Genomic DNA, 25,218 nt, shown 5'->3' on the forward strand with positions numbered 1-25,218 from the left:
CCGGGTTTAGTCACACGCACCAGCGCGCAACCCTCGTACAGCCGCCCACGCTGACGGGGGTTTTTTCTTGCCCCACAACCGCAGACCCGCCCGATAGCCCGAACAAGTCACGAGAGACCGAGGAACCCAGTGAGCGCACCCACCACGCGAGCGCCCGAGTCCGATGACGCCGTCCCGGCCAACGGCCACGCCACCTCGCGCGCCAATCGCATCGCCCCGCAGCGGCTCACCGGGGCCGAGGCGGTGGTCCGTTCCCTGGAGGAACTCGGCGTCGAGCTGATCTTCGGCATCCCGGGCGGCGCGGTCCTGCCGGTGTACGACCCGCTCTTCGACTCGACCAAGTTGCGCCACGTGCTGGTCCGCCACGAGCAGGGCGCGGGCCACGCCGCCAGCGGCTACGCCCACGCCACCGGGCGGGTCGGCGTCATGATGGCCACCTCGGGCCCGGGAGCCACCAACCTGGTGACCCCGCTGGCCGACGCCCAGATGGACTCCGTCCCCGTCGTCGCGATCACCGGGCAGGTGGGCCGCAGCCTGATCGGCACCGACGCCTTCCAGGAGTCCGACATCACCGGAATCACCATGCCGATCACCAAGCACAACATCCTGGTCCGCGACGGCGACGACATCGCCCGCTCGCTGGCCGAGGCCTTCCATATCGCCGCCACCGGGCGGCCCGGCGCGGTGCTGGTGGACATCCCCAAGGACGTGCTGCAGGGCCAGTGCACCTTCGCCTGGCCGCCGCAGCTCGAGCTGCCCGGCTACAAGCCGAACACCAAGCCGCACGGCCGCCAGATCAAGGAAGCCGCCAGGCTCATCGCCGAGGCCCGCAGACCGGTGCTCTACGTCGGCGGCGGGGTGATCCGCGGCGAGGCGACCGAGGAACTCGCCGAACTGGCAGAGTTGACCGGCATCCCGGTGGTCACCACCCTGATGGCCCGCGGCGCCTTCCCGGACAGCCACCCGCAGAACCTCGGCATGCCGGGCATGCACGGCACGGTCGCCGCGGTGGCGGCCTTCCAGCGCAGCGACCTGATCATCGCTCTCGGCGCCCGCTTCGACGACCGGGTGACCGGCAAGCTGGACTCCTTCGCCCCGGGGGCGAAGGTGATCCACGCCGACATCGACCCGGCCGAGATCGGCAAGAACCGGCACGCCGACGTCCCGATCGTCGGTGACATCAAGGCCGTCATCCGCGACCTGATCGCGGCGTTCCGCCGGATGCCCGCCGGCGCCGACCGGATCGGCAATGAGGGCGTCTGCGACCCCGATCTGGCGCCGTGGTGGGCATACCTCAACGGGGTCCGGGAGACCTACCCGCTGAGCTACGACCCGCAGCACGACGGCAGCCTGAGCCCGGAGTACGTCATCGAGCAACTGGGCAGGATCGCCGGGCCGGACGCGGTCTACGTGGCGGGGGTGGGCCAGCATCAGATGTGGGCCGCGCAGTTCATCTCCTACGAGAAGCCGCGCACCTGGCTGAACTCCGGCGGGCTGGGCACCATGGGCTACGCGATCCCCGCGGCAATGGGCGCGAAGATGGCGCTGCCGGACGCCGAGGTGTGGGCGATCGACGGCGACGGCTGCTTCCAGATGACCAACCAGGAACTGGCCACCTGCGCCGTGGAGGGCGTGCCGATCAAGGTCGCTCTGATCAACAACGGCAACCTCGGCATGGTCCGGCAGTGGCAGACACTGTTCTACGGCGAGCGCTACTCCAACACCGACCTGGCCACCCACAGCCAGCGCATCCCCGACTTCGTCAAGCTGGCCGAGGCCATGGGTTGCGTCGGATTGCGTTGCGAGCGTGCCGAAGACGTCGTCGACGTGATCAACCAGGCCCGCGCGATCAACGACCGGCCGGTCGTCATCGACTTCATCGTCGGCGCGGACGCGCAGGTGTGGCCGATGGTGGCGGCCGGCACCGGAAACGACCAGATCATGGCGGCCCGCAACATCCGGCCGCTGTTCGACGAGGACAACGAGGAGGGACGCGCCTGATGCCGAACATCAAGACCCATACTCTGTCCGTCCTCGTCGAGGACAAGCCCGGCGTGCTGGCCCGGGTGGCCGCCCTGTTCTCCCGGCGCGGGTTCAACATCCAGTCGCTGGCGGTGGGACCCACCGACGTCAAGGACATGTCCCGGATGACCATCGTCGTCACCGCCGAGGAGACCCCGCTGGAGCAGATCACCAAACAGCTGAACAAGCTGATCAACGTGATCAAGATTCTCGAGCAGGACGAGGGCAACATGGTTGCGCGGCAGTTGGCGCTGATCAAGGTTCGCACCGATGCCGGCAACCGCAGCCAGGTCATCGAGGCGGTGAACCTGTTTCGCGCCAAGGTGATCGACGTGTCCACCGAGTCGCTGACCGTCGAGGCCACCGGCACCGAGGAGAAACTCGAGGCGCTCATCCGGGTGCTGGAACCGTACGGCATCCGCGAGACGGTGCAGTCCGGTGTGGTAGCACTGTCGCGTGGTCCGCGCGGCATCACGAACACGAAGTAAGAGAAAAGGAATCAGTTCAGTGGCAATCGAGATGTTCTACGACGACGACGCCGACCTGTCGGTCATCCAGGGCCGCAAGGTCGGTGTGATCGGCTACGGCAGCCAGGGCCACGCGCACTCGCTGAGCCTGCGCGACTCCGGCGTGCAGGTGAAGGTCGGCCTCAAGGAGGGCTCGAAGTCGCGCGCCAAGGTCGAGGAGCAGGGCCTGCTGGTCGACACCCCCGCTGAGGTGGCCAAGTGGGCCGACGTGATCATGCTGCTGGCGCCGGACACCGCGCAGGCCGAGATCTTCAGAAACGACATCGAGCCGAACCTGAAGGCCGGCGACGCGCTGTTCTTCGGCCACGGCCTGAACATCCACTTCGGCCTGATCAAGCCGCCCGCCGACGTCACCGTCGGCATGGTCGCACCGAAGGGGCCCGGGCACCTGGTGCGCCGGCAGTTCGTCGACGGCAAGGGCGTGCCCTGCCTGGTGGCCATCGAGCAGGACCCCACCGGTGAGGGCCTGGCACTGGCGCTGTCGTACGCCAAGGGCATCGGCGGCACCCGCGCCGGGGTCATCAAGACCACCTTCAAGGACGAGACCGAGACCGACCTGTTCGGCGAGCAGGCCGTGCTGTGCGGCGGCACCGAGGAACTGGTCAAGACCGGCTTCGAGGTGATGGTCGAGGCGGGTTACGCCCCGGAACTGGCTTACTTCGAGGTGCTGCACGAGCTCAAGCTCATCGTCGACCTGATGTACGAGGGCGGCATCGCCCGGATGAACTACTCGGTCTCCGACACAGCGGAATTCGGCGGGTACCTGTCCGGTCCCCGGGTGATCGACGCCGACACCAAGGCCCGGATGAAGCAGATCCTCGCCGAGATCCAGGACGGCACCTTCGTCAAGCGTCTGGTCGCCAACGTCGAGGGCGGGAACAGGGAACTGGAGACGCTGCGCAAGCAGAACGCCGAGCACCCGATCGAGGTCACCGGTGCCAAGCTGCGCAAGCTGATGAGCTGGGTGGACCGGCCCATCACCGAGACGGCGTAACGTCGCACTCCAGGCGACTTCGGCGCGCTCATCGTCGCTCAGCGATGACGAGCGCGCCGAACCGCGTCAGCCTCTAGACTGACCGAGTGGGTGCGCCGACGCTGGACCCGGCGGAGTTCTTCGCCGAGGCGGCGGTCCAGGACCCCTATCCGCTCTACGCCCGGCTGCGCGGCGAGGGCGGCGTCCACCGGCTCGGTGACTCCCCGTTCCATCTGGCCGCCGGTTGGGCCGCGATCACCGACGTCGTCAACCGGCCGGAGGTCTTCTCCTCCAACCTGACCGCGACGATGACCTACACCGCGGACGCCGGGATGGGGTCGTTCCCGATGGACGGGGTGGGCGGCCGCACCCACATCCTGGTCACCGCCGACGACCCGGTCCATGCCGCGCACCGCAAGCTGCTGCTGGGCCAGTTCACCGCCAGGCGGGTACAGGCACTGCAGCCCCTCATCGCCACGGTCTTCGAGAAGCTCTGGGCGACAACGGATGACGGCGGCACCGTCGAGTGGATGGAGGCGGTCGCCAACCGGCTGCCGATGCTGATCGTCGCGGAGCTGATCGGTGTCCCCGAAGCCGACGCCGACCAGCTGGCCCGGTGGGGGTACGCCAGCACCCAGTTGCTCGACGGGCTGATGTCCGCCGGCGACCTGGCAGCGTCGATGGCTGCGATCTCCGATCTGGACGCCTACCTCGCCACCCGGCTGCGCCTGGCCGCGGCCGATCCCCGCGACGATCTGATGGGCGTGCTGGCCACCGCGTGCGAAGCCGGCCACCTCGACGGCTTCACCGCCCGGTTGATCCTGGTCTCGCTGTTCAGCGCCGGCGGCGAATCGACGGCGTCACTGCTGGGCACCGCCGCGGCGATCCTGGCCACCGACCCCCAGCTGCAGCAGCTGCTTCGCGGGCGCCCGGATCTGCTCCCGGTTTTCGTGGAGGAGACTCTGCGGCTGGAACCTCCGTTCCGTGCCCACTACCGCCACGTCCTGGCCGACACCGAGGTGGCCGGTGTCGCGGTGCCGGAGGATTCCCGGGTGCTGCTGCTGTGGGGAGCGGCGAACCGCGACCCGGCCCACTTCGAGAACCCCGACGAGTTCCGGCTGGACCGCCCGGTGAGCAAGGGCCACATGAGCTTCGGCAAGGGCGTCCACTTCTGCCTGGGCGCGCCGCTGGCCCGGCTGGAGGCTGTCACAGTGCTGGGGATGCTGCTGGAGCGCACCGGCTGGTTCGAAGCCGCCGAGGTGGGTCCGTGGCTGCCCAGCGTGCTGGCCCGCCGGCGGGAGTTCCTGCGGCTGGCTCTCAGCCCCGCGGGGTGATCATGACCTTGCCGCACTCGCGGCTGCCGGCCAGCAGTTCCAGGGCCGCGTCGACCTCGCCGAGCGCAAACCGGTGGGTGATGAGCGCCGAGAGGTCCCGACGGGCCAGCAGGTCGATGGCGTCGGCGAACCGGGCCGGATATTCCATCGAGCCGCGGATCGTCAGTTCCTTCATCAGCACCTGCAGGAAGTTCACCGGCACCGGCGTGTAGTGCAGTCCCACCACGCTGATTCGCGAGCCCGGACCGGCCCGGTCGATGATCGAGGTCAGCACCGCATCCGATCCGGACGCCTCGATGAACGCGTCGGTGGCCGGCGCCTGTCCGTATGCCAGCGCCCGGGTGCCGTGCAGACTGCGAAGTTCCCGCCACACCGAGGTTCGGTCGGGGTCGATCGTGGCCGACGCACCGACGGCCCCGGCGAGGCGACGGCGCTCGGCGGAGGGGTCCACCCCGACGATCCCGGTGAATCCCCGGTCGGCCAGTGCTGCGATTGCCGCCAAACCGACAGGGCCGCAACCGAATACCGCCACCGATTCACCGGGGGCCACGCCGGCCTGCTCGGCGGCGTGCATGCCCACCGCGACCGGCTCGGTCAGCGCCGCGACATCCATGGACATGCCGTCGGGCACCGCGACCAGCCGGTCTCCGGCGGCTGCCTCCCGCACCAGCACCACGTCGGCCAGGCCGCCGGCGGCACTGCCGCCGCCGATGCGGCCGGAGGTCTCGTCGCCGGGGTGGACGACGACCCGCCGGCCCGGCTCGACTCCGGTGACCTCGGCTCCGACCTGGCGCACCACCCCGGCGAACTCGTGCCCGAGCGGCATCGGCCCGCCGCCCGGCCCGGCCAGGCCGCCGAGGCGGATGTAGGTCAGATCGCTGCCGCAGATGCCGCAGGCGTCGACCTCGACCAGGGCGTCGCGCGGTCCGCAGACCGGCAGATCGACCCGGTCGACGGCGACCTTCCCGGGCGAATGCACCCGAACCTGGCGGGTGGTGGGAAACACTGGCGTTGATGTCATGTGCTCGCGAGACTATTCCCCACGGTCAGGCTGGGGGGTCGGATGCAGATCAATCTCGATGACCTGGCCACCCCGGTGCTGACCGAGGTGCAGCGTCAGGTGCTCGAGTACACCGAGTCGCGCCCGGTGAGCTTCGACGTCGATCGGATGCTCGAGGAGGCGGCGGCAGCCGCGGGCGCCGGGGACCTCGACGAGACCGACGGATTCGGCGCGCGGCTGCACGCCCACGTCGCGGCCATCGAGTCCGACACCGGATTGCGCCAGCTCGCCCGGTCGACACTGCGCGCGCGCGTCGTGCGGCTGCTGCGAAACCGACTGTCGCTGAACGATCTGATCCGCCGCTATCCGGAGATCACCTCGATCCGGATCGAACGCCCGCTGATCGTCGTGGGCATGCCCCGGTCCGGCACGACTCATCTGGTGAACCTGATCGCGCGCGATCCCCGCCGGCGGTCACTGCCGTACTGGGAGAGCCAGGAACCGATCCCGGCCCCCGGTCACGGTCCGGGACCCGACGGGGTCGACCCGCGCTATGCCCGGGTGAAGGCCGAGCACGACGCCATGATGCTCAGCGTGCCCTACGTCGCGGCCATGCACGACAGGTATCCCGACGCGATCGAGGAGGAGGTGGAACTCGAAGACCTCGATCTGGCGTCGTATGTGCTCGAGTGGCATGCCCGGGTGCCGGACTGGCGGGATTACTACCTCGGGCTTGATCAGCGCACGCACTACCGCTACACGAAAAAAGTCCTGCAGGCCCTGACGTTTCTGCGCGGCCCCCGTACCTGGGTGCTCAAATCCCCGCAGCACAGCGAGCAGCTCGGTCCGCTGATGGCCACCTTCCCGGACGCCACGGTGGCGTTCACCCACCGCGACCCGGCGGCGGTGATCCGGTCGGCGATCACAATGATGGCCTACTCCGACAGGATGCGCCGGCAGCGCATCGACCCGGACTGGCTGGTCTGCTACTGGACCGACCGGATCCGCCGGCTGCTCGGCGCCTGCGTGCGCGACCGGGGACTGGTCCCGGCCGATCAGAGCATCGACGTCGGGTTCCACCGCCTCAACGGCAACGAGATGGGGGTGCTCCAGGAGTTGTACCGGCGCGCGGAAGTCGAGCTACCGGACCAGGTCGCAGCCCGATTCCAGCGTTACATCGACGGCAATCGTCGCGGTGGGAAGGGTTCGGTCCCTTACGATCTGAGACGGCACTTCGGCGTGACGCCCGAGGAGTTGCGTGCCGGATTCGACTTCTACTTCGACCGCTTCGACGTCCGCCCGGAAATCTGAACCCCTGACCCAGGAGCGCCCGCGGTGACCGACACCGAACCGATCTGGCACAGCCGCCCGGGAGCCGACGCCATGGCGCCGGCCTCGGCCGAGCAGGCCGACGAGGTCGCACCGGGCATCTGGTGCTCGCCGGGCCTGACCAACTCCTATCTGCTGACGACCGACGACGGCCGGGTGGTGATCAACACCGGGATGGGGTTCGAGGCGCCGGTGCACCGCGCCAACTTCGACGCGGTTGATTCCGGCCCGGTGCGCTACATCGTCATCACCCAGGGTCACTACGACCACGTGGGCGGTATCGACACCCTGCGCGATCCGCTGACGCAGGTTGTGGCGCAGGCGAACTGGCGTACCTGGCGCGACGACAACGAACGGCTGATGCGCTACCGGGTGGCGCGCAGCGCCTTCGCCTTCCGGGATACCCTGGCCGACGGGGTGGCGGTGATCCAGCGCCGCTTCGGCGCCCTGCCGCCGCAGAGCACGCTGACCGCAGACATCGAGGTGCAGGACCGTCTGACCCTCGACGTCGGCGACCGCCGTTTGGAACTGATCGCCACCCCGGGAGGGGAGACCACCGACTCCATGGTCGTCTGGCTGCCCGACGAACGGGTCTGCCTGTGCAGCAACACGTTCGGACCGGTCTTCGGGCACATTCCCAACCTGGTGACGATGCGCGGTGACCGATATCGCGACGCTCTGACGGTGACCGACACCATCGAACGGGTCCGGGCGCTGCAACCGGAGATCCTCATCACCGGGCACTTCGAGCCGATCTCCGGCGCCGGGCTCATCGACGCCGAACTGACCAGGATCCGCGACGCCGTCGCCTACGTCCACGATCAGACGGTGGCCGGGATGAACGCCGGCGCCGACGTCCGCACCCTGATGGCCGAGATCGTCCTGCCCGAGCAATTGCGAGTCGGGCAGGGTTACGGCGCCGTGCCCTGGGACGTGCGGGCCGTCTGGGAGAACTATTCCGGCTGGTTCCACCACCGCTCCACCACCGAGCTCTACCCGGTCGGACCGGAGTCGGTCAGCGCCGACCTGGTCGGGCTGGCCGGCGCCGACGCCCTGGCCGCCCGGGCCCGCGAGCACCTGACCGCCGGCCGGCCGCTGCAGGCGATCCACCTCGCCGAGATCGTCGCCCGGGCCGAACCGGGGCACCAGGCGTCGCGGGCCGTCCTGCGGGAGGCGCACGAGACGCTGCTGGCCGTCAGCGTCAACTTCTGGGAATCCGCCTGGCTCACAACGCAGATCGCGAGGTACGTATGACCGCCCGGGTCAGCTTCGACTTCACCGGAACCCGCGCCCTGGTGACCGGCGGCACCAGTGGCATCGGACACGCGATCGCCCGCGTGCTGGGCGACGCCGGGGCCGCCGTCACCGTGACCGGCACCCGCGCGGCGCCGGCCGACTACGACACCGACCTGACCGGCCTGACCTACCGGCGGCTGGTCCTGACCGACACCGACTCCGTCGCCGCGCTGGCCGGCGAGTTCGGCCGACTCGACGTTCTGGTCAACAACGCCGGTGCGAACTTCCCCGGGGGACGCGACGAGTCCGATCCCGACGGCTTCGAGGCCTCGGTGACTCTCAACCTGGGCGGTCACTACCGGCTCACCGTCGCCCTGCACACGGCGCTGAAGGCGTCCACCGCCCGGGGCGGCGCCAGCGTGGTCAACCTGGCCTCGATCTCGGCGCTTCGGGCGGTCCCGCTGGTGCCCGGCTACGCAGCCGCCAAGGCGGGCCTGATCAATCTCACCCGCAACCTGGCCGTCAAGTGGGCCGGCGACGGGATCCGGGTCAATGCGGTCGCGCCCGGCCTCATCGACACCCCGATGACCGCGCCGATGCACTCCTACCGGCCCCTGCTCGACGGCGAACTGGCGCACATACCGCTGGGCCGGATGGGAAACGCCGCCGAGGTCGCGGCGGCGATCGCCTTCCTGTGCACCGAGAGCAGCGGTTACACCAGCGGGGCGGTCTTCGTCGTCGACGGAGCCTCCGACTGCGTGTGAGGCGCCTCAGGGCGCCAGGGCAGGCGCCCGCAGACCGAACTCGCGCTTGAGCACGGTGCGGGCCGCGTAGTAGCCGCTCATGCCGTGCACCCCGCCACCGGGCGGGGTGGCCGACGAACACAGGTAGGCCCGCGGGATCGGCGTGGTCCACGGATTCACCCGCGGTGTCGGGCCGAGCAGGGCGCGCAGCACCGAGTTTCCGCCCACCCCGATGTCGCCGCCGACGTAGTTGGCGTCGTGCAGGTGCAGGCGGGAAGCCGGGACGCTGCGCGCGGCGAGGACGATGTCGGCGAAGCCCGGCGCGAACCGCTCCATGATCGCGGTGATCGCCGCGGTCTGGTCGACAGCGGACCCCGCCGGCACGTGGGCGTAGGTCCAGAACGGCCGGCGGCCGAGCGCGTCGATCCGGCTCGGGTCGGCGACCCAGGACTGAGCGGCCAGCACCATCGGCCACTGCGCGTGCCGGCCGGCGGTGATCTCACGCTCGGCGTGAGCCATCTGCGCGCGGGTGCCGCCCAGATGCAGCGTCGGCGCCGTCGTGATCCTCGGGTCGGACCACGGAACATCCTCGGAGAGAACGAAATCCACTTTCGCGACACCCGGACCGTAGCGGTAACGGCGCAGCGCCTGCGCATACCGGGACGGCATGGCGTCGCCGTAGATGTCCAGCAGTGCGGTCGGTGCGGTGTCATACAGCACCACCCCGGGCGGGGGGGTGCGCACCTCGGTTCCGGCACGCAGTTCCCCGCCGTGCGCGCGTAGGTCCGCGATCAGCGCGTCGGCGATCGCCTGGCTGCCGCCGACCGGAACCGGCCAGCCCGAAGTGTGCCCCAGAGTGGCCAGCAGCAGTCCGGCGCCCGCGGCCACCAGCGAGGGCATCGTCGAAATGGTGTGTGCGGCAACGCCGGTGAACAACGCGCGGGCGTCCTCGCCGCGCAGTCGGCCCCAGGCCGGAGTGCCCTGCTCGAGCATCCGCCGCCCGAGTGCCACCGCGGCGGGCAGGTCCGGTGGAAGGGACCGCTTGTCGCCGATCAGCAAGGCCACCACGTCCCGGCCCCGGGCGACCAGCGGTCCCAGCAGGTGCCGCCAGTCCCGGCCGTACTCCAGTCCGGCGCAGGTGCGGTCCAGGTCGCGGAAGCCCAGCGCGGCCGGACGCCCCGGCAGCGGGTTGGCGTAGGAGATCTCCGGCACCACCAACTCCACGCCGCGGGCGCGCAGGTCGAACTCGGCGAAGAACGGCGAGGCCAGCGCCAGTGGGTGGATCGCCGAGCAGATGTCGTGGCCGACGTCGGTGAATTCGGGGTCGGCCAGCGTTCGTGCGCCCCCGCCGAGAGTCGGCTGCGCTTCGAGGACCTGCACCGACAGTCCGGCTCGGGCGCAGGTGACCGCCGCCGACAGCCCGTTGGGGCCGCTGCCGACGACCGTGACATCCACGGTCTGATTAGACCCCATTACGCTGTCCGCGTGACTCTGCCCGTAGTACTGATCGCCGACAAACTCGCCGAATCGACCGTCGCCGCCCTCGGCGACCAGGTGGAGGTCCGCTGGGTGGACGGCCCGGACCGCCCCAAGCTGCTCGAAGCCGTCGCCGGCGCCGACGCGCTGCTGGTGCGTTCGGCCACCACCGTCGACGCCGAGGTGATCGCCGCCGCCCCGAGACTGAAGATCGTCGCCCGCGCCGGGGTGGGTCTGGACAACGTCGACGTCGAGGCGGCCACCGCGGCCGGTGTGCTGGTGGTCAACGCGCCCACCTCCAACATCCACAGCGCCGCCGAGCACGCGCTGGCGCTGATGCTCTCGGCGGCCCGCCAGATCCCGGCGGCCGACGCCACCCTGCGCGAGCACACCTGGAAGCGTTCGACGTTCAACGGAACCGAGATCTTCGGCAAGACCGTCGGCGTGGTGGGCCTGGGCCGGATCGGGCAGCTGGTCGCGCAGCGGCTGGCGGCGTTCGGCACCCACGTCATCGCCTACGACCCCTACGTCCCGCCGGCCCGCGCCGCCCAGCTCGGCATCGAACTGCTGCCGCTGGACGACGTGCTCTCCCGCGCGGATTTCATCTCGGTGCACCTGCCCAAGACCAAGGAGACCGCCGGCCTGCTCGGCAAGGAGGCCCTGGCCAGGACCAAGCCGGGAGTGATCATCGTCAACGCCGCGCGCGGCGGTCTGATCGACGAGCACGCCCTGGCCGATGCCATCAAGAGCGGCCATGTGCGCGCCGCGGCACTCGACGTGTTCGCCACCGAACCGTGCACCGACAGCCCGCTTTTCGAGTTGCCGGAGGTCGTCGTCACCCCGCACCTGGGCGCCTCGACGTCGGAGGCGCAGGACCGGGCGGGCACCGACGTAGCGGCCAGCGTGAAGCTCGCACTGGCCGGGGAGTTCGTGCCGGACGCGGTCAACGTCGGCGGCGGAGCGGTCAGCGAGGACGTGGCGCCGTGGCTGGAACTGGTCCGCAAGCTCGGCGTGCTGGTGGGTGTGCTCGCCACCGAGCCACCGGAGAGTCTGGTCGTCAAGGTCTCCGGTGAACTGGCCTCCGACGACGTCGGGGTGCTGAAGCTGTCGGCGTTGCGGGGCCTGTTCTCCACCATGACCGACCAGCAGGTGACGTTCGTCAATGCGCCCGCCCTGGCCGCCGAGCGCGGCCTGGACACCGAGCTGAGCACGGTCAGCGAGAGCCCGAACCACCGCAGCCTGGTCGACGTCCGGGTGGTGGGTCCGGACGGGTCGGCGGTCAGCGTCTCAGGCACCCTGACCGGTCCGCAGCAGGTGCAGAAGATCGTCTCGATCAACGGGCGCAGTTTCGACCTGCGCGCCGAGGGCGTGAACCTGATCCTGCACTACGGCGACAAGCCCGGGGCGCTGGGCAAGATCGGCACCCTGCTGGGGGCGGCCGGGGTCAACATCGAGGCCGCGCAGATGAGCCAGGACACCTCCGGTCGCGGCGCGACCGTGATGCTGCGACTGGACCGCGACGTACCGGCCGACGTGTGCGCGGGGATCCGCGCCGCCGTCGACGCCACCACACTGGAAGTCGTTGACCTGACGTGAAACTGGCGGTGATCCCCGGCGACGGCATCGGCCCTGAGGTGATCGCGGAGGCGCTCACCGTTCTCGATGCGGTGCTGCCCGGTGTCGAGAAGACCGAGTACGACCTGGGGGCCAGGCGCTACCACGCGACCGGGGACGTGCTGCCGCCCTCGGTCCTCGACGAACTGCGCGGATACGACGCGATCCTGCTCGGCGCGATCGGGGACCCGTCGGTGCCCAGCGGTGTGCTGGAACGCGGCCTGCTGCTCAAGACCCGCTTCGCACTCGACCACCACGTCAATCTCCGGCCCAGCCGGCTCTACCCGGGGGTCGCCAGTCCGCTGGCGGGCGAGCCGCAGATCGACTTCGTCGTCGTCCGCGAGGGACCCGAGGGCCCCTACACCGGCAACGGCGGCTCGATCCGGGTGGGCACACCGCACGAAGTCGCCACCGAGGTCAGTGTCAACACCGCCTACGGCGTGGACCGCGTCGTGCGCTACGCGTTCGATCTGGCGGCCAGACGCCGCAGGCGCCTCACGCTGGTGCACAAGACCAACGTGCTGACCTTCGCGGGCACGCTGTGGTCGAGGGTCGTGGCCGAGGTCGGCGCGCAGTACCCCGACGTCGAGGTCGCCTACCAGCACATCGACGCCGCGACCATCCACATGGTGACCGACCCCGGCCGGTTCGACGTGATCGTCACCGACAACCTGTTCGGCGACATCATCACCGACCTGGCCGCGGCGGTGTCGGGGGGAATCGGACTGGCGGCCAGCGGGAACATCGACGCCACCGGAACCAACCCGTCGATGTTCGAACCGGTGCACGGCAGCGCGCCGGACATCGCCGGCAAGGGGATCGCCGATCCCACCGCAGCGGTGATGAGTGTGGCTCTTCTGCTCTCGCACCTCGGCCATGACGAGGCGGCCGACCGGGTCGATCGCGCCGTCGCCGGCCATCTCGGGACCCGGGGTGATGCGGTGCTGTCCACCGCGGAGGTGGGCGAGCGCATCCGGGCCGGACTCTAGTCCGGTTCGGCCGGCACCAGCGGCATCGCCAGCAGCGGGAACAGCGCACACACCGCGAACGCCGCCGGATAACCGGCCACCCCGATCAGTGCGCCGAACACCGGCGGTGTCAGGCCCGTCATCAGCAACTGGCTGGTGTTCTGCGCGCCCAGTGCTCGGCCGCTCCAGAACGGGCCGGCGATCTCGGCGATCGCCGTGAAGGCCAGGCCGTTGTCGCTGACGGTGACCACCGAGGCGACGACGAGCACCGCGATGCTCCACTGAGATCCGAGCCAGTCGGTCACCGCCAGCATCAGCATGCCGGCCGCTGCCGCGGCGGCGATCATCCGGATCGGGCGCAGCCGCGCGGCCATCCGGTCCGACCAGCGGCCGGCCGCGACGCGGCCGAGCGCGCCGAGGATCTGAGTGGCCGTCACCAGAGCGCCCGCCGAGGCCGGCGACCACCCGCGCTCGGTCATCAGCCACACCAGCGCGAAGGTCCACACCAGTGCCTGGGGAACCACCAGCAGAACCGAGACGGCGTGGATGCGCCAGAGCAGCCGGGAACCGCGGTACGGGTTGGCCAGGTCCTCGGGCGGCGCCTCGGCGCGGGCCGGACGCGGCGGGTCGACCACGAACGCCGCACACACCACCGCGGCCAGCGCGCACACCGCCGCCGGGAACAGCAGGGCGGCCCCGATGCCGCGGTCCTGAGCCAGTTGCGGCATCACCAGCGCGCCCAGGCCCACTCCCAGCGGCTGGGCGGTCTGACGGATTCCCATCGCCAGCCCCCGCTGCCCGGCGGGGAACCAGCCCACCACCAGCCGGCCGCTGGCGGAGTTGCTGCTCGCCGCGGCCATCCCGCCCGCGAAGAGCAGACCCGCCACTGCCGCCAGCGAGCGCGGCGAGTCGCCGGCGCAGGCCGCCGCCCCCGCCGCGGCCGCCGCGGTCAGCGCGGATCCCGCCCACAGGGTGAAACGCTCCCCGGCGCGGTCCACCACGTAGCCCCACGGGATCAGGGTGGGCACCATGCCGAACTTCGGCATCGCCGAGATCAGGCCGGCCAGTGCCAGGTCCAGGCCGAAATCGGAATGCAGGGCCGGGATCAGGAATGCCACCCCGTTGATGAACACGTTGGCGAACAACGTCGCGAACAGCCCGACGGCGAGCATGGACCAGCGGCGGAGGGCGCTGGCCGGCTCGGCGGGCATGCTCACTACGCTGTCACGAATGCGCCTGGGTCGTGTCGCCAGCCCCGACGGAGTGGCCTTCGTCAGCATCGAGGGCCGGGGGGAGGTTCCCGGGCCGGACTGGGTCGCCCGCGAGATCGCCGAACATCCCTTCGGCACGCCCACCTTCACCGGCCGGTCCTGGCCGCTGGCCGAGGTCCGCCTGCTGGCGCCCATCCTGGCCAGCAAGGTGGTGTGCATGGGCAAGAACTATCTGGAGCACATCCGGGAGATGGGTGGCACCACCGGTCCGACTCCGGAGGATCCGGTCATCTTCCTCAAGCCCAACACGGCCATCATCGGGCCCGGCGTGCCGATCCAATTGCCCGCCAACGCTTCTCCGGTGCACCACGAGGGCGAGCTCGCGGCGGTCATCGGCCGGCCGTGCAAGGACGTGCCGGCATCGAAGGCCCGCGAGGTCGTCCTCGGTTACACCATCGCCAACGACGTCTCCGCGCGCGACCAGCAGCAGGCCGACGGCCAGTGGATCCGCGCCAAGGGACACGACACCTTCTGTCCGGTGGGGCCGTGGATCGTCACCGATCTGGACCCCGCGGATCTGCAGATCCGTACCGAGGTCAACGGGAAGGTGCGCCAACTCAGCCGGACGTCGCTGATGATCCACGACATCGGAGCGATCATCGAGTGGATGAGCGCGGTGATGACGCTGCTGCCCGGTGACCTGATCCTCACCGGCACGCCCGAGGGCGTCGGACCGATCGAGGACGGCGACACCGTCAGCGTCAGCGTCGAGGGCATCGGAACGCTGACTAATCCGGTCGTCCGGAAACCCGGCCGATGAGCGCGCGCGATGCCGAGGGTCCGGTGCGGGTGCGGTTCTGCCCGTCGCCGACGGGGACACCGCATGTCGGTCTGGTCCGCACCGCGCTGTTCAACTGGGCCTACGCCCGCCACACCGGCGGCGCCTTCGTGTTCCGCATCGAGGACACCGACGCCGCGCGGGACTCCGAGGAGAGTTACTCCGCGATCCTCGACGCTCTGCGCTGGCTCGGCCTGGACTGGGACGAGGGTCCGGAGGTCGGCGGGCCGCACGCACCGTACCGGCAGTCCCAGCGCGGCGATCTTTACCGCGACGTCATCGCGCGGCTGGTGCAGGCCGGTGAGGCCTATCCCGCCTACTCCACGCCGGAGGAGGTCGAGGCCCGGCACCTCGCGGCCGGCCGCAGCCCCAAACTGGGCTACGACAACTACGACCGCGACCTCAGCGATGCGCAGCGCGCGGCCTACGAGGCCGAGGGCCGCAGACCGGTGCTGCGGTTGCGGATGCCCGACGACGACCTCTCATGGCACGACCTGGTGCGCGGGGAGACGACTTTCGCCGCCGGCGCCGTGCCGGATTTCGCGCTGACCCGAGCCAGCGGGGACCCGCTGTACACGTTGGTCAACCCGGTCGACGACGCGCTGATGAGGATCACCCATGTGCTGCGCGGCGAGGACCTGCTGCCCTCCACGCCCCGGCAGATAGCACTGCACCGGGCGCTGATCCGGATCGGAGTGGGTGAGCGCATACCCGAGTACGCGCACCTGCCCACCGTTCTGGGCGAAGGCACCAAGAAGCTCTCCAAGCGTGATCCGCAGTCCGATCTGTTCCTGCATCGCGACCGCGGATTCCTGCCCGAGGGTCTGCTCAACTATCTGGCGCTTCTGGGCTGGGGCATCGCCGAGGACCGTGACGTCTTCACCCTGGAGGAGATGGTCCGCGCCTTCGACGTCGTCGACGTGAACTCCAACCCGGCCCGCTTCGATCAGAAGAAGGCCGACGCCATCAACGCCGAGCACATCCGGCGGCTGGAGCCTGAGGAGTTCGCCCGGAGGCTGCGCGCATTCTTCGACGCCCACGGCCACGACACCGGACTCGACGAGGCCGGCTTCGCGGCGGCCGCCGGTCTGGTGCAGACCCGGGTGGTGGTGCTCTCCGACGCGTGGAACCTGCTGAAGTTCCTCGACGAGGAGTCCTACGCCATCGATCCCGCGGCCGGCGCCAAGGAACTCACCGGCGATGCGGCCGGCGTGCTGGACTCCGCACTCGGTGCCCTCGACGGAATCGGTCCGTGGACGTCGGCGGCGATCGAGGAGGCGCTCAGGGGCGCGCTCATCGACGGACTGGGCCTCAAGCCGCGCAAGGCCTTCGGGCCGATCCGGGTCGCGGTCACCGGCGCGAGCGTCAGCCCGCCGCTGTACGAGTCGATGGAACTGCTCGGCCGCGATCGCACGCTGCGCCGGCTGCGCGAGGCCCGCGACGGTGTGGCGCGCAATCTTTGGTAGTCTGCACTGCGTTGTCCGGAGGCTTGGAATAGCTGGTTCTGACCAGCTGTTATAGGTCCCCGATGGGGTATGGTGTAATTGGCAACACAGCTGATTCTGGTTCAGCCATTCTAGGTTCGAGTCCTGGTACCCCAGCCAATGCGCCGGCCGGCGGGAGCAATTTCGCCGGTGTCTCAGCCTCGGTTATGCTTTCACACCGGAATCGTTTCCTAGCCCCCGTCGTCTAGCGGCCTAGGACGCCGCCCTCTCACGGCGGTAGCGTGGGTTCGAATCCCATCGGGGGTACTCGGTCGCCTCCGGCGAGCAGACGCAAACTCCCGCTTTTTCACGACGATTAGTGCGAGTTTGTGTCTGCTCGCGCGGTCGAGCCGGCCACCGGCATCGCCGGCAGGCCCAATTTGCGGTGATCCCAGGACCTGACCCGGCGCGGACGGATGCGCACCGCGACGCGCTTGTTCATCATCATGTCCACCGCGGGTTTGAGGTCGTCGGTGTAGGGCCCGTTGTAGCGCTCCCACACGCTGACGCCCACGGCGAAGATGGTGGCGGGGTCGTCGTGGATCTCGGCCACGCCCTCGAAGGACACCCCGACGAGCGTGTCGTAGGTCATGCCGGCCTCGATCATGAAGCTCACCCTCGGGTCGCGCCGGATGTTGACGACCTTCTGCGACTTCGTCTTGGTCTCGACCCAGATGTCGCCGTCGACGATCCCGTACCACATCGCCACCAGGTGCGGCTGGCCGTCGGGTCCGACGGTGGCCATGGTCCCGGTGCGGCTGCGGGCGACGAAGTCGGCGATCTCCTCGTCGGTCATCACGATCTGGGCGCGTTGCTTGTTACCCGACATGGTGGCCAGTGTGTCAGGCGCACGACGATGTCAGAGCCGCAGGGTGAGATGCTCGGCTGCCGCCAGCAGATCGGCCGCCCAGCGTTCCCCCGGGTGCCGGCCCATCCGGTCGATCGGGCCGGAGACCGACACCGCCGCGATCACCGCGCCGCTGCGGTCGCGCACCGGCGCCGATGCGCTCGCTACGCCGGGCTCGCGTTCGGCCGCGCTCTGCGCCCAGCCGCGCCGGCGCACCTCGGCGAGCGTCCGCGCCGTGAAGGCGGCCGAGGGCAACAGGGCCTGCTGGGTGGCGGTGTCGCAGAAGGCCAGCAGCACCCGGGCCGCCGAGCCGGCCGTCATCGGAAGGCGCGCGCCGACCGGCACGGTATCGCGAAGACCTGCAGGGGGTTCCAGGGCGGCCACGCAGACCCGCGTACTGCCCTCGCGGCGGTACAGCTGCACGCTCTCGCCGGTGATCTCACGCAACTGCGGCAGCACCGCGGCGCCGGCTGCGAGCAGTGGATCGCTGACGCCCGCGGACAGTTCGGTCAGCGCCGGGCCCAACACCCAGCGGCCGTCGTCGTCGCGGGCCAGCAGTCGATGGACCTCGAGTCCGGCGGCCAGCCGATGGGCGGTGGCCCGCGGCAATCCGGTCCGCGCGCACAACTCCGGTAACCCGCAGGGGGCTTCGGCGACTGCGTGCAGCACGCCCACGGATTTGTCGAGGACACCGATTCCGCTATCCTGTCTCATATCCAGATACTAGCGTCTCGGTATCTGAGATAGCGGTGGCGAAGCCCCCGCGGTATCCGAGATAGCGGTGGCGAAACCCCCGCGGTATCTGGGATAGCGGTGGCGAAGCCCCGGAGACGCGTGACGAAGCCGAACGAAGAGTGAGAGCAATGGTGCGCAAGCCCCGAACACTGGCCGAGAAGGTGTGGGCCGACCATGTCGTGGTCGCCGGCACCGGCGAGGGTGCCGCCCGCGAACCCGACCTGATCTACATCGACCTGCATCTGATCCACGAGGTCACCAGTCCGCAGGCCTTCGACGGACTGAGGTTGGCCGGCCGCAAGGTCCGGCGCCCGGACCTGACGCTGGCCACCGAGGACCACAACGTCCCGACCGTGGACATCGACAAACCAATCGCCGATCCGGTGTCGCGTACCCAGGTCGAGACGCTGCGCCGCAACTGCGCCGAGTTCGGGGTCCGGCTGCATCCGATGGGTGATCCGGAGCAGGGCATCGTTCACGTGGTCGGTCCGCAGCTCGGACTCACCCAGCCGGGGATGACGATCGTGTGCGGCGACAGCCACACCTCGACGCACGGCGCCTTCGGCGCGCTGGCGATGGGGATCGGAACCTCGGAGGTGGAACATGTGCTGGCCACCCAGACCCTCCCGCTGCGCCCGTTCAAGACGATGGCGGTCAACGTCGACGGGCCGCTGCCCACCGGTGTCACGGCCAAGGACATCATCCTGGCCGTGATCGCCAAGATCGGGACCGGCGGCGGCCAGGGCCACGTCATCGAATACCGCGGCAGCACCATCGAGTCGCTGTCGATGGAGGGCCGGATGACGATCTGCAACATGAGCATCGAGGCCGGCGCGCGGGCGGGAATGGTCGCGCCGGACGAAACCACCTACGAGTTCCTGCGGGGCCGGCCCTATGCGCCGACCGGTGCCGAGTGGGACGCCGCCGTCGCGGCATGGGACCGCCTGCCGACCGACTCCGGTGCCGAGTTCGACACCGAGATCTATATAGACGCCGCGTCGCTGAGCCCATTCGTCACCTGGGGCACCAACCCCGGGCAGGGGGTGCCGCTGTCGGAGGCGGTGCCGGACCCGGAGTTGATGAGCAGCGATGCCGAACGGCAGGCGGCCGAGAAGGCTCTGGTCTACATGGATCTGCAGCCCGGGATCCCGATGCGCGATATCGCCGTCGACGCCGTTTTCGTCGGCTCATGCACCAACGGACGTATCGAGGACCTGCGTGCGGTGGCCGATGTGCTCAGGGGCCGCAGGGTCGCCGACGGGGTCCGGATGCTCATCGTCCCGGGTTCGATGAAGGTTCGCGCGCAGGCCGAGGACGAGGGCCTTGGCGAGGTTTTCACCTCCGCCGGCGCCGAGTGGCGGCTCGCGGGTTGCTCGATGTGTCTGGGGATGAACCCCGACCACCTCGGGCCTGGGGAGCGCTGCGCGTCGACGTCGAACCGCAATTTCGAAGGCCGGCAGGGCAAGGGCGCCCGCACCCATCTGGTTTCGCCGGCGGTCGCCGCGGCCACCGCGGTGCGAGGCACCCTCTCCTCGCCCGCCGATCTGGACAACTGAACCCGGGAAAGAGGACTTATGGAAGCGTTCCGCAGCCACACCGGTATCGCGGTGCCACTGCGCCGATCGAATGTCGACACCGACCAGATCATCCCGGCCGAGTACCTCAAACGCGTCTCCCGAACAGGTTTCGAGGACGGTCTTTTCGCCGCCTGGCGGGCCGAACCCTCCTTCATCCTCAACCTCAGTCCCTTCGACCGCGGTTCGGTGTTGGTTGCCGGACCTGACTTCGGCACAGGATCCTCACGCGAACATGCCGTCTGGGCACTGATGGACTACGGCTTCCGGGTGGTCGTCTCGTCACGTTTCGCCGACATCTTCCGCGGCAACGCGGGCAAGGCGGGACTGCTCGCCGCCGAAGTGTCCGCCGACGATCTTGAATTGTTGTGGAAGTTGATCGAGCAACATCCCGGTGTGGAAGTCACTGTCGACCTTGAGAATCGGACCATCGCGTGCGGAACGGCCGTGGTGCCGTTCACGATTGACGACTACACCGCGTGGAGACTGCTAGAGGGACTCGACGATATCGGCCTCACGCTGCGTAAACAGGCGGAAATCGGAGCCTTCGAATCATCGCGGCCCAGTTGGAAGCCGCGCGTTCGCACGTCCTCTTGAGACGGCGGGCAAGCCATGCGGACTGTGCTCCGCGACGGTGTCGATGCGACGGAATGCGAGCCTGAGGGCCGCAAACCAAGCGAAAAAAATCCGCGAACTTTTTGCTGAAAAAACGCGTGGCGCATGGATATCTGTGCGTTGAGGGTTTAGCGTGTTTCGGAGTCGGTCCAAAGCGGACCACTGTTTTGGAGGATGTGAATGAACAAAGCAGAGTTGATCGAAGTTCTCACGGAGAAGCTGGACACCGATCGCCGTCACGCGAGCGATGCCGTGGAACATCTGATCGACGCCATCGTTCGCGCTGTGCAGAAGGGTGACAGCGTGACCATCACTGGGTTCGGCGTTTTCGAACGCCGGCGTCGTGCTGCACGTGTCGCTCGCAATCCGCGCACCGGCGAGACGGTCCGCGTGAAGCCGACTTCCGTTCCCGCGTTCCGTCCCGGAGCGCAATTCAAAGCAATCGTTTCTGGTGCACAAAAGCTCGCTGCTGAAGGACCCGCTGTCAGGAGAGGCGCCGTAGGAGGCGCAGTTAGGAAGTCTGCTGTGAAGAAAGCTGCTGTGAAGAAGGTCGTCAAGAAGGCTCCGGCCCGCAAGGCTCCGGTCAAGAAGGCCGCCGCCAAGAAGGTCGTCAAGAAGGCGGCCGCCAAGAAGGTCGTCAAGAAGGCGGCCGCCAAGAAGGTCGTCAAGAAGGCCCCGGCCCGCAAGGTCGTCAAGAAGGCCGCGGTCAAGAAGGCCGTCAAGAAGGCCCCGGCCCGCAAGGTCGTCAAGAAGGCCGCGGTCAGGAAGGCCGTCAAGAAGGCCCCGGCCCGCAAGGCTCCGGCCAAGCGCGGCCGGCGCTAAGCCACCCCTTTCACCCTTCGCGGATCCGCCGCGGGCCCTTCGGGGTCCGCGGCGGATCTGTCTCTTCAGGCACCTAGGGTTTCGTTGTCCGGGCCAGGGGACTGGGCAGGTGATCGGCCGCGACGAGCCGGTCCTGCACCAGTGAGAGAACCCAGGTGCTGCCTTTCCGGTTGCGCGACTTGTCCGGCTTGACACCGTCCCGCCGGCACCACCAGTCGATCAGGTGCGGGATGACCCTGCCCTGGGTGCACACCGCGGGGATTCCGTCAGCGGCGGCGATCTGCAGTATCCGCTCGTGGGCCGCCTTCGGGTTGTCCGCGTAGGCCTCCTCGGTCAGTGTCGGCTCGACGGTGATGGGTGCATCCAGTCTTCTGGCCAGCGGTTCGACGGTCTGAACGCACCGGGTCCGGTCGGCGGCATGGATGACTGACGCACCGAACGCGAGCAGTTGCGGCACCAAGGATTTCGCCTGTGTCCTGCCCTCGCGATCCAGTGGGCGCTTGCGGTCGTCGCCGTGGTACCGAGCCTTGCGGCCGGCGGTGGCGTGCCGGACGATCAGCACGGTGCGGGTCTCGGCCGGCCGCTTGCCGAACCGGGCCACCACCTTGCGGTCATGCGGGTAGCTGAGTCGCTTGGACGCCTCCTTGACCGGGACCCACAACAGCTCGTCGACTTCGCCGCTGGGCGTGAACTCGCCGCCGAGAGCACGGGCGGCCCAGTAGTGAACGTTCTTGGTGCCGACCGGGATCGGGTAGCTGATCCTGGCCAGCCGACGTCCGAGGTGCGCCCGCTGTCCGGTCTCCTCACAGATCTCCCGTACCGCGGCGACAGGTTCGGTCTCGCCGGGATCGACCTTCCCTTTGGGAAGCGACCAATCGTCGTAGCGCGGCCGGTGGATCACTGCGACCAGTGGCTCGCCGGACCGGCTATCCGGCCGCCACAGCACTGCCCCTGCTGCGGGGACGGTGATCGGCCGTGTCTTCGCTGTTTTGCTAGCCTGCGCCATGGGCTCAGCCGTGTCGGTGCTTTTCGGTCAACCACACCTGGTGATCACGCACCTCGCGGCCGCCCTCGGGGGAGGCCGTCCAGCGTCCGTCCGGACCGAGTTCCCAGCAGCGCGTGGAGGGGTGCATCGCGGACTCGAACACCTCGTCCAGATACCCGGTCAGGCGACGGTCCTTGACCTGTGCCATCACCTCCACGCGACGGTCGAGGTTACGGTGCATCATGTCGGCGCTGCCGATCCAGAACTCGTCGATGGCGCGGAAATGCATCACCCGGGAGTGCTCGAGGAACTGTCCGAGTATCGAACGCACGGCGATGGTGTCCGAGAAACCCGGCACCCCGGGCCGCAGTGCGCAGATGCCGCGCACCACTACCTCCACCGGCACTCCGGCCCGGGAGGCCCGGTAGAGGCCGTCGATGATCTGCTCGTCGACGATGGCGTTGGCCTTGACCCGGATCAGGCCGTTGCCGTTCTCGGCGTGCGCGGCCACCTCGCGGTCGATGCGCTCAAGGATGCCCTGCCGGATCCCGTGCGGTGCCACCAGCAGATTGCGATAGCTCACCTTGCGTGAATATCCGGTCAGCGAGTTGAACAGGTCGGTGAGGTCCGCGCCGATGTCCGGGGCCGCCGTCAGTATCCCCACGTCCTCGTACAGGCGCGCGGTCTTCGGGTTGTAGTTGCCGGTGCCGACGTGGCAGTACCGGCGGATCGTCGAGCCCTCACGGCGGACGACCAGACAGGTCTTGCAGTGGGTCTTGAGACCGACCAGACCGTAGACCACATGAACCCCGGCGTCTTCCAGTGCGCGTGCCCACTTGATGTTGGCCTGCTCGTCGAAACGCGCCTTGAGTTCGACCAGCGCCACCACCTGCTTGCCGGCATCGGCCGCCTCGATCAGGGCGTTGACGATCGGAGAGTCGCCGGAGGTCCGGTACAGGGTCTGCTTGATGGCGAGCACGTCGGGGTCGGCGGCGGCCACTTCGATGAATCGCTGCACGCTGGTCGAGAACGACTCGTAGGGGTGGTGCACCAGCACGTCGCCGTCGCGCAGTGTGGCGAAGATGCTTTTCCCGGTGTCTCCGAACGCGGGATGGGTGGCCGGTACGAACGGCCGGTCCTTGAGCGCGGGACGGTCCACCGCGTAGATCTGCCAGAGCGCCGAGAGGTCCAGCAGTCCCGGCACCTGCACCACGTCGCCGGGGTTCACGTCGAGTTCGCGCAGCAGCAGTCCGAGCATGTACTCGGACATGTCGTCGGAGACCTCGAGGCGGACCGGCGGGCCGAATCGGCGGCGCGCCAGTTCCCGCTCGAGGGCCTGCAGCAGATCCTCGTCGCGGTCCTCGACGTCCATGTCGGCGTTGCGGGTGATCCGGAAGGCGTGGTGCTCGGCGATCTCCATGCCGGGAAAGAGCACCGGCAGGAACGCCGCGATGAAGTCCTCCATCGGAAGGAACCGTACGGTCTTGTCCTCGGGATCGCTGTTCTTGAGACGGACGAATCGGTCGACGTTGTCGGGCACCTTCACACGGGCGAATCGCTCGCCCCCGTCGTTGGGGGACCGGACGGCCACCGCGAGGTTCAGGCTCAGCCCGCTGACGAACGGGAAAGGGTGGGCCGGGTCGACGGCCAGCGGTGTCAGGACGGGAAACACCTGTTCGGTGAAGTAGGCCGACAGCTCGCTGCGCTCGGCGTCGGAGAGGTCGGCCCAGTTGACGATGTGGACGCCGTGCTCGGCCAATCCCGGCCGCACCGACTCGAAGAAGACCTGGGCGTGACGAATCGCGAGTTGCTGGGTGCGCTCGCCGATCAACTGGAGCTGCTCCCGGGGGGAGAGTCCGTCGGCGGACCGAACCGACAGTCCCATCTCGTCGCGGCGCTTGAGGCCGGCGACGCGCACCATGTAGAACTCGTCGAGGTTGGAGGCGAAGATGGCCAGGAACTTGGCCCGTTCCAGCAGCGGCAGCGAGGTGTCGGCGGCCAGGGCCAGCACCCGGTTGTTGAAGTCCAGCCAACTCAGCTCGCGGTTGAGGTAGCGGTCCGGCGGCAGCGGGTCGGCAGCCGCGGGCGTGGCGGCCGGGGGCGGTGCGGGCGCCGGGTCGCGGGCCGGCCGGCCGCCCTCTGCTGTTCGGGTCTCGGTCTCCGCCTCGGTCATGCGGCCATCATTCCCCATCCTTGGCCCGCCGTGGTCGGCTGCCGGGGAATATGTCCGGATGCGGCCACCGACCGGCAACCCGCCGTTAACCGCCCGGGCGGCGTCAGGGGATCTCGGCGGCGGTGGCCTTACCGAGTCCGAGCCCTCGGGCCTCGGCAAGATCCTCGGGGGTGTCGATGTCACAGCGCAGGCCGGGCCAGTCGCCGAGGAGCTCCACCGCCCCTGAGTCGCGATGGCGCCGTGCGGAATCACGGCCGAATCTCGGGTCGGGCGGGACCCCGAACGCGAACAGCGCGCAGGTACCTCCGCCCTGGCGGTCCGCCACGAAGCTGCGCCGATGCCGCTCCGCTGCCGCCAGCGCATCGCTGAGCTCGCCGGCTCGCAGGGCCGGCAGATCGCCCTGCAGCACAACGATGTTCGGCGTCGTCGCCGAGACCGGGGCGCATGCCGTCAGGATCGCGTTGTTGAGGGGGTCGGGGTGACCCTCCGGTGTCAAGTCGGCGACAACCACCGCGCCGAGTTCCCGGGCCGCCGCAGCCACCATCTCATCGGGGGTCACAACGGTGATCGACCGGACTGCCGGAACCGCCCCGGCCGCGGCGATGGTGTCGACCAGCATGGCCAGCACCACCCGTTCGCGGGCGCCGGCCCCGAACAGGGCCGAGAGTCTGCTCTTGGCGGCATCGAGGCGTTTGACCGCGATGATCAGCCC

The 25,218-nt window shown here is 69.3% G+C and carries 22 protein-coding genes and 2 tRNA genes; 16 read left to right on the forward strand and 8 right to left on the reverse strand.

What is annotated here, in order from left to right; genetic code table 11:
* The first annotated feature begins 129 nt into the window (after positions 1-129).
* From ACKOQ4_RS00460 to ACKOQ4_RS00475, 4 genes are all read left to right on the forward strand, one after another.
* Positions 130-2,001: an acetolactate synthase large subunit gene (locus ACKOQ4_RS00460; protein WP_526287712.1), complete on the forward strand. Its 1,872-nt coding sequence runs from the start codon at positions 130-132 to the stop codon at positions 1,999-2,001.
* Positions 2,001-2,510, forward strand: a complete 510-nt coding sequence (ilvN, locus tag ACKOQ4_RS00465; protein WP_526287713.1) for an acetolactate synthase small subunit — start codon at positions 2,001-2,003, stop codon at positions 2,508-2,510. Before ACKOQ4_RS00460 ends, ilvN begins: the two co-directional genes overlap by 1 nt.
* A 19-nt stretch (positions 2,511-2,529) precedes the next feature.
* On the forward strand, positions 2,530-3,543 hold the full coding sequence (gene ilvC, locus ACKOQ4_RS00470) for a ketol-acid reductoisomerase (RefSeq protein WP_526287714.1): 1,014 nt from the start codon (positions 2,530-2,532) through the stop codon (positions 3,541-3,543).
* Positions 3,544-3,629: 86 nt separating this feature from the next.
* The gene (locus tag ACKOQ4_RS00475) at positions 3,630-4,856 is read left to right on the forward strand and encodes a cytochrome P450 (RefSeq protein WP_526287715.1); all 1,227 of its coding nucleotides are present in this window, start codon (positions 3,630-3,632) and stop codon (positions 4,854-4,856) included.
* Here the strand turns inward: ACKOQ4_RS00475 and ACKOQ4_RS00480 are convergent.
* Positions 4,840-5,877: a zinc-dependent alcohol dehydrogenase gene (locus tag ACKOQ4_RS00480; protein ID WP_526287717.1), complete on the reverse strand. Its 1,038-nt coding sequence runs from the start codon at positions 5,875-5,877 to the stop codon at positions 4,840-4,842. The genes ACKOQ4_RS00475 and ACKOQ4_RS00480 overlap by 17 nt on opposite strands.
* Before the next feature lie 42 nt (positions 5,878-5,919).
* Here ACKOQ4_RS00480 and ACKOQ4_RS00485 point away from each other — a divergent pair, with 42 nt between their 5' ends.
* From ACKOQ4_RS00485 to ACKOQ4_RS00495, 3 genes are all read left to right on the forward strand, one after another.
* On the forward strand, positions 5,920-7,167 hold the full coding sequence (locus tag ACKOQ4_RS00485) for a sulfotransferase (RefSeq protein ID WP_526287719.1): 1,248 nt from the start codon (positions 5,920-5,922) through the stop codon (positions 7,165-7,167).
* 72 nt (positions 7,168-7,239) lie between these two features.
* Positions 7,240-8,439, forward strand: coding sequence for an MBL fold metallo-hydrolase (locus ACKOQ4_RS00490; protein WP_526287751.1), 1,200 nt, complete (start codon positions 7,240-7,242; stop codon positions 8,437-8,439).
* Positions 8,436-9,185 carry an SDR family NAD(P)-dependent oxidoreductase gene (locus tag ACKOQ4_RS00495; RefSeq protein WP_526287721.1) on the forward strand — a complete coding sequence of 250 codons (750 nt, stop codon included), beginning with the start codon at positions 8,436-8,438 and terminating at the stop codon, positions 9,183-9,185. The genes ACKOQ4_RS00490 and ACKOQ4_RS00495 overlap by 4 nt, the downstream gene beginning before the upstream one ends.
* 6 nt (positions 9,186-9,191) lie before the next feature.
* Here ACKOQ4_RS00495 and ACKOQ4_RS00500 read toward each other — a convergent pair whose 3' ends face one another.
* Positions 9,192-10,619, reverse strand: coding sequence for a phytoene desaturase family protein (locus ACKOQ4_RS00500; RefSeq protein ID WP_526287723.1), 1,428 nt, complete (start codon positions 10,617-10,619; stop codon positions 9,192-9,194).
* A gap of 30 nt (positions 10,620-10,649) precedes the next feature.
* On the opposite strand from ACKOQ4_RS00500, the gene serA reads away from it, so the two are divergent.
* Together serA and ACKOQ4_RS00510 are read left to right on the forward strand one after the other, a co-directional pair.
* The gene (gene serA / locus ACKOQ4_RS00505; protein ID WP_526287725.1) at positions 10,650-12,236 is read left to right on the forward strand and encodes a phosphoglycerate dehydrogenase; all 1,587 of its coding nucleotides are present in this window, start codon (positions 10,650-10,652) and stop codon (positions 12,234-12,236) included.
* Positions 12,233-13,243 carry a 3-isopropylmalate dehydrogenase gene (locus tag ACKOQ4_RS00510; protein WP_526287727.1) on the forward strand — a complete coding sequence of 337 codons (1,011 nt, stop codon included), beginning with the start codon at positions 12,233-12,235 and terminating at the stop codon, positions 13,241-13,243. The genes serA and ACKOQ4_RS00510 overlap by 4 nt, the downstream gene beginning before the upstream one ends.
* On the opposite strand, the gene ACKOQ4_RS00515 is transcribed toward ACKOQ4_RS00510, so the two are convergent.
* Complete coding sequence (locus ACKOQ4_RS00515; protein ID WP_526287729.1) at positions 13,240-14,433, reverse strand: MFS transporter; 1,194 nt, start codon at positions 14,431-14,433, stop codon at positions 13,240-13,242. The two genes, ACKOQ4_RS00510 and ACKOQ4_RS00515, sit on opposite strands and share 4 nt — an antisense overlap.
* Before the next feature lie 19 nt (positions 14,434-14,452).
* Between ACKOQ4_RS00515 and ACKOQ4_RS00520 the strand changes: the two genes are divergently transcribed.
* The 4 genes from ACKOQ4_RS00520 (at position 14,453) to ACKOQ4_RS00535 (ending at position 17,022) form a co-directional block, all read left to right on the forward strand.
* Complete coding sequence (locus ACKOQ4_RS00520; RefSeq protein ID WP_526287731.1) at positions 14,453-15,253, forward strand: fumarylacetoacetate hydrolase family protein; 801 nt, start codon at positions 14,453-14,455, stop codon at positions 15,251-15,253.
* Positions 15,250-16,737, forward strand: a complete 1,488-nt coding sequence (gene gltX, locus ACKOQ4_RS00525) for a glutamate--tRNA ligase (protein WP_526287733.1) — start codon at positions 15,250-15,252, stop codon at positions 16,735-16,737. Before ACKOQ4_RS00520 ends, gltX begins: the two co-directional genes overlap by 4 nt.
* Positions 16,738-16,800: 63 nt before the next feature.
* Positions 16,801-16,875, forward strand: a tRNA-Gln gene (locus ACKOQ4_RS00530).
* 74 nt (positions 16,876-16,949) lie between these two features.
* Positions 16,950-17,022, forward strand: a tRNA-Glu gene (locus ACKOQ4_RS00535).
* A gap of 49 nt (positions 17,023-17,071) precedes the next feature.
* On the opposite strand, the gene ACKOQ4_RS00540 is transcribed toward ACKOQ4_RS00535, so the two are convergent.
* Both ACKOQ4_RS00540 and ACKOQ4_RS00545 read right to left on the reverse strand, forming a co-directional pair.
* A complete protein-coding gene (locus tag ACKOQ4_RS00540; protein ID WP_526287735.1) occupies positions 17,072-17,584 on the reverse strand; it encodes a pyridoxamine 5'-phosphate oxidase family protein in 513 nt (170 codons plus the stop codon).
* A gap of 30 nt (positions 17,585-17,614) precedes the next feature.
* Entirely contained in the window at positions 17,615-18,316 is a 702-nt protein-coding gene (locus tag ACKOQ4_RS00545; RefSeq protein ID WP_526287737.1) for an IclR family transcriptional regulator, read from the reverse strand.
* A gap of 149 nt (positions 18,317-18,465) precedes the next feature.
* On the opposite strand from ACKOQ4_RS00545, the gene leuC reads away from it, so the two are divergent.
* From leuC to ACKOQ4_RS00560, 3 genes are all read left to right on the forward strand, one after another.
* The gene (leuC, locus tag ACKOQ4_RS00550; RefSeq protein ID WP_526287739.1) at positions 18,466-19,893 is read left to right on the forward strand and encodes a 3-isopropylmalate dehydratase large subunit; all 1,428 of its coding nucleotides are present in this window, start codon (positions 18,466-18,468) and stop codon (positions 19,891-19,893) included.
* A gap of 18 nt (positions 19,894-19,911) precedes the next feature.
* Positions 19,912-20,508, forward strand: a complete 597-nt coding sequence (leuD, locus tag ACKOQ4_RS00555) for a 3-isopropylmalate dehydratase small subunit (protein ID WP_526287741.1) — start codon at positions 19,912-19,914, stop codon at positions 20,506-20,508.
* A gap of 198 nt (positions 20,509-20,706) precedes the next feature.
* The gene (locus tag ACKOQ4_RS00560; RefSeq protein ID WP_526287743.1) at positions 20,707-21,348 is read left to right on the forward strand and encodes an HU family DNA-binding protein; all 642 of its coding nucleotides are present in this window, start codon (positions 20,707-20,709) and stop codon (positions 21,346-21,348) included.
* A gap of 73 nt (positions 21,349-21,421) precedes the next feature.
* Here ACKOQ4_RS00560 and mutT1 read toward each other — a convergent pair whose 3' ends face one another.
* The 3 genes from mutT1 to cofC all read right to left on the reverse strand — a co-directional run.
* On the reverse strand, positions 21,422-22,354 hold the full coding sequence (mutT1, locus tag ACKOQ4_RS00565) for an 8-oxo-(d)GTP phosphatase MutT1 (RefSeq protein WP_526287745.1): 933 nt from the start codon (positions 22,352-22,354) through the stop codon (positions 21,422-21,424).
* 4 nt (positions 22,355-22,358) lie between these two features.
* Entirely contained in the window at positions 22,359-24,524 is a 2,166-nt protein-coding gene (locus tag ACKOQ4_RS00570; protein ID WP_526287747.1) for an RNA degradosome polyphosphate kinase, read from the reverse strand.
* Positions 24,525-24,609: 85 nt separating this feature from the next.
* Positions 24,610-25,218: 2-phospho-L-lactate guanylyltransferase (cofC, locus tag ACKOQ4_RS00575; RefSeq protein WP_526287749.1), on the reverse strand; the 609-nt coding region annotated here is incomplete at its 5' end.

It is taken from the genome of Mycobacterium sp., assembly GCF_046095365.1.
Taxonomy (GTDB): domain Bacteria; phylum Actinomycetota; class Actinomycetes; order Mycobacteriales; family Mycobacteriaceae; genus Mycobacterium.

What these genes read in the sequence shown, in the direction of transcription:
- ilvN (WP_526287713.1), top strand. Translation starts at nt 2,001, where the DNA reads ATGCCGAACATCAAGACCCATACTCTGTCCGTCCTCGTCGAGGACAAG.
- ACKOQ4_RS00480 (WP_526287717.1), bottom strand. Translation starts at nt 5,877, where the DNA reads ATGACATCAACGCCAGTGTTTCCCACCACCCGCCAGGTTCGGGTGCAT.
- ACKOQ4_RS00485 (WP_526287719.1), top strand. Translation starts at nt 5,920, where the DNA reads ATGCAGATCAATCTCGATGACCTGGCCACCCCGGTGCTGACCGAGGTG.
- ACKOQ4_RS00490 (WP_526287751.1), top strand. Translation starts at nt 7,240, where the DNA reads ATGGCGCCGGCCTCGGCCGAGCAGGCCGACGAGGTCGCACCGGGCATC.
- ACKOQ4_RS00495 (WP_526287721.1), top strand. Translation starts at nt 8,436, where the DNA reads ATGACCGCCCGGGTCAGCTTCGACTTCACCGGAACCCGCGCCCTGGTG.
- ACKOQ4_RS00515 (WP_526287729.1), bottom strand. Translation starts at nt 14,433, where the DNA reads ATGCCCGCCGAGCCGGCCAGCGCCCTCCGCCGCTGGTCCATGCTCGCC.
- ACKOQ4_RS00520 (WP_526287731.1), top strand. Translation starts at nt 14,453, where the DNA reads ATGCGCCTGGGTCGTGTCGCCAGCCCCGACGGAGTGGCCTTCGTCAGC.
- gltX (WP_526287733.1), top strand. Translation starts at nt 15,250, where the DNA reads ATGAGCGCGCGCGATGCCGAGGGTCCGGTGCGGGTGCGGTTCTGCCCG.
- ACKOQ4_RS00540 (WP_526287735.1), bottom strand. Translation starts at nt 17,584, where the DNA reads ATGTCGGGTAACAAGCAACGCGCCCAGATCGTGATGACCGACGAGGAG.
- ACKOQ4_RS00545 (WP_526287737.1), bottom strand. Translation starts at nt 18,316, where the DNA reads ATGAGACAGGATAGCGGAATCGGTGTCCTCGACAAATCCGTGGGCGTG.
- leuC (WP_526287739.1), top strand. Translation starts at nt 18,466, where the DNA reads ATGGTGCGCAAGCCCCGAACACTGGCCGAGAAGGTGTGGGCCGACCAT.
- leuD (WP_526287741.1), top strand. Translation starts at nt 19,912, where the DNA reads ATGGAAGCGTTCCGCAGCCACACCGGTATCGCGGTGCCACTGCGCCGA.
- ACKOQ4_RS00560 (WP_526287743.1), top strand. Translation starts at nt 20,707, where the DNA reads ATGAACAAAGCAGAGTTGATCGAAGTTCTCACGGAGAAGCTGGACACC.
- mutT1 (WP_526287745.1), bottom strand. Translation starts at nt 22,354, where the DNA reads ATGGCGCAGGCTAGCAAAACAGCGAAGACACGGCCGATCACCGTCCCC.
- ACKOQ4_RS00570 (WP_526287747.1), bottom strand. Translation starts at nt 24,524, where the DNA reads ATGGGGAATGATGGCCGCATGACCGAGGCGGAGACCGAGACCCGAACA.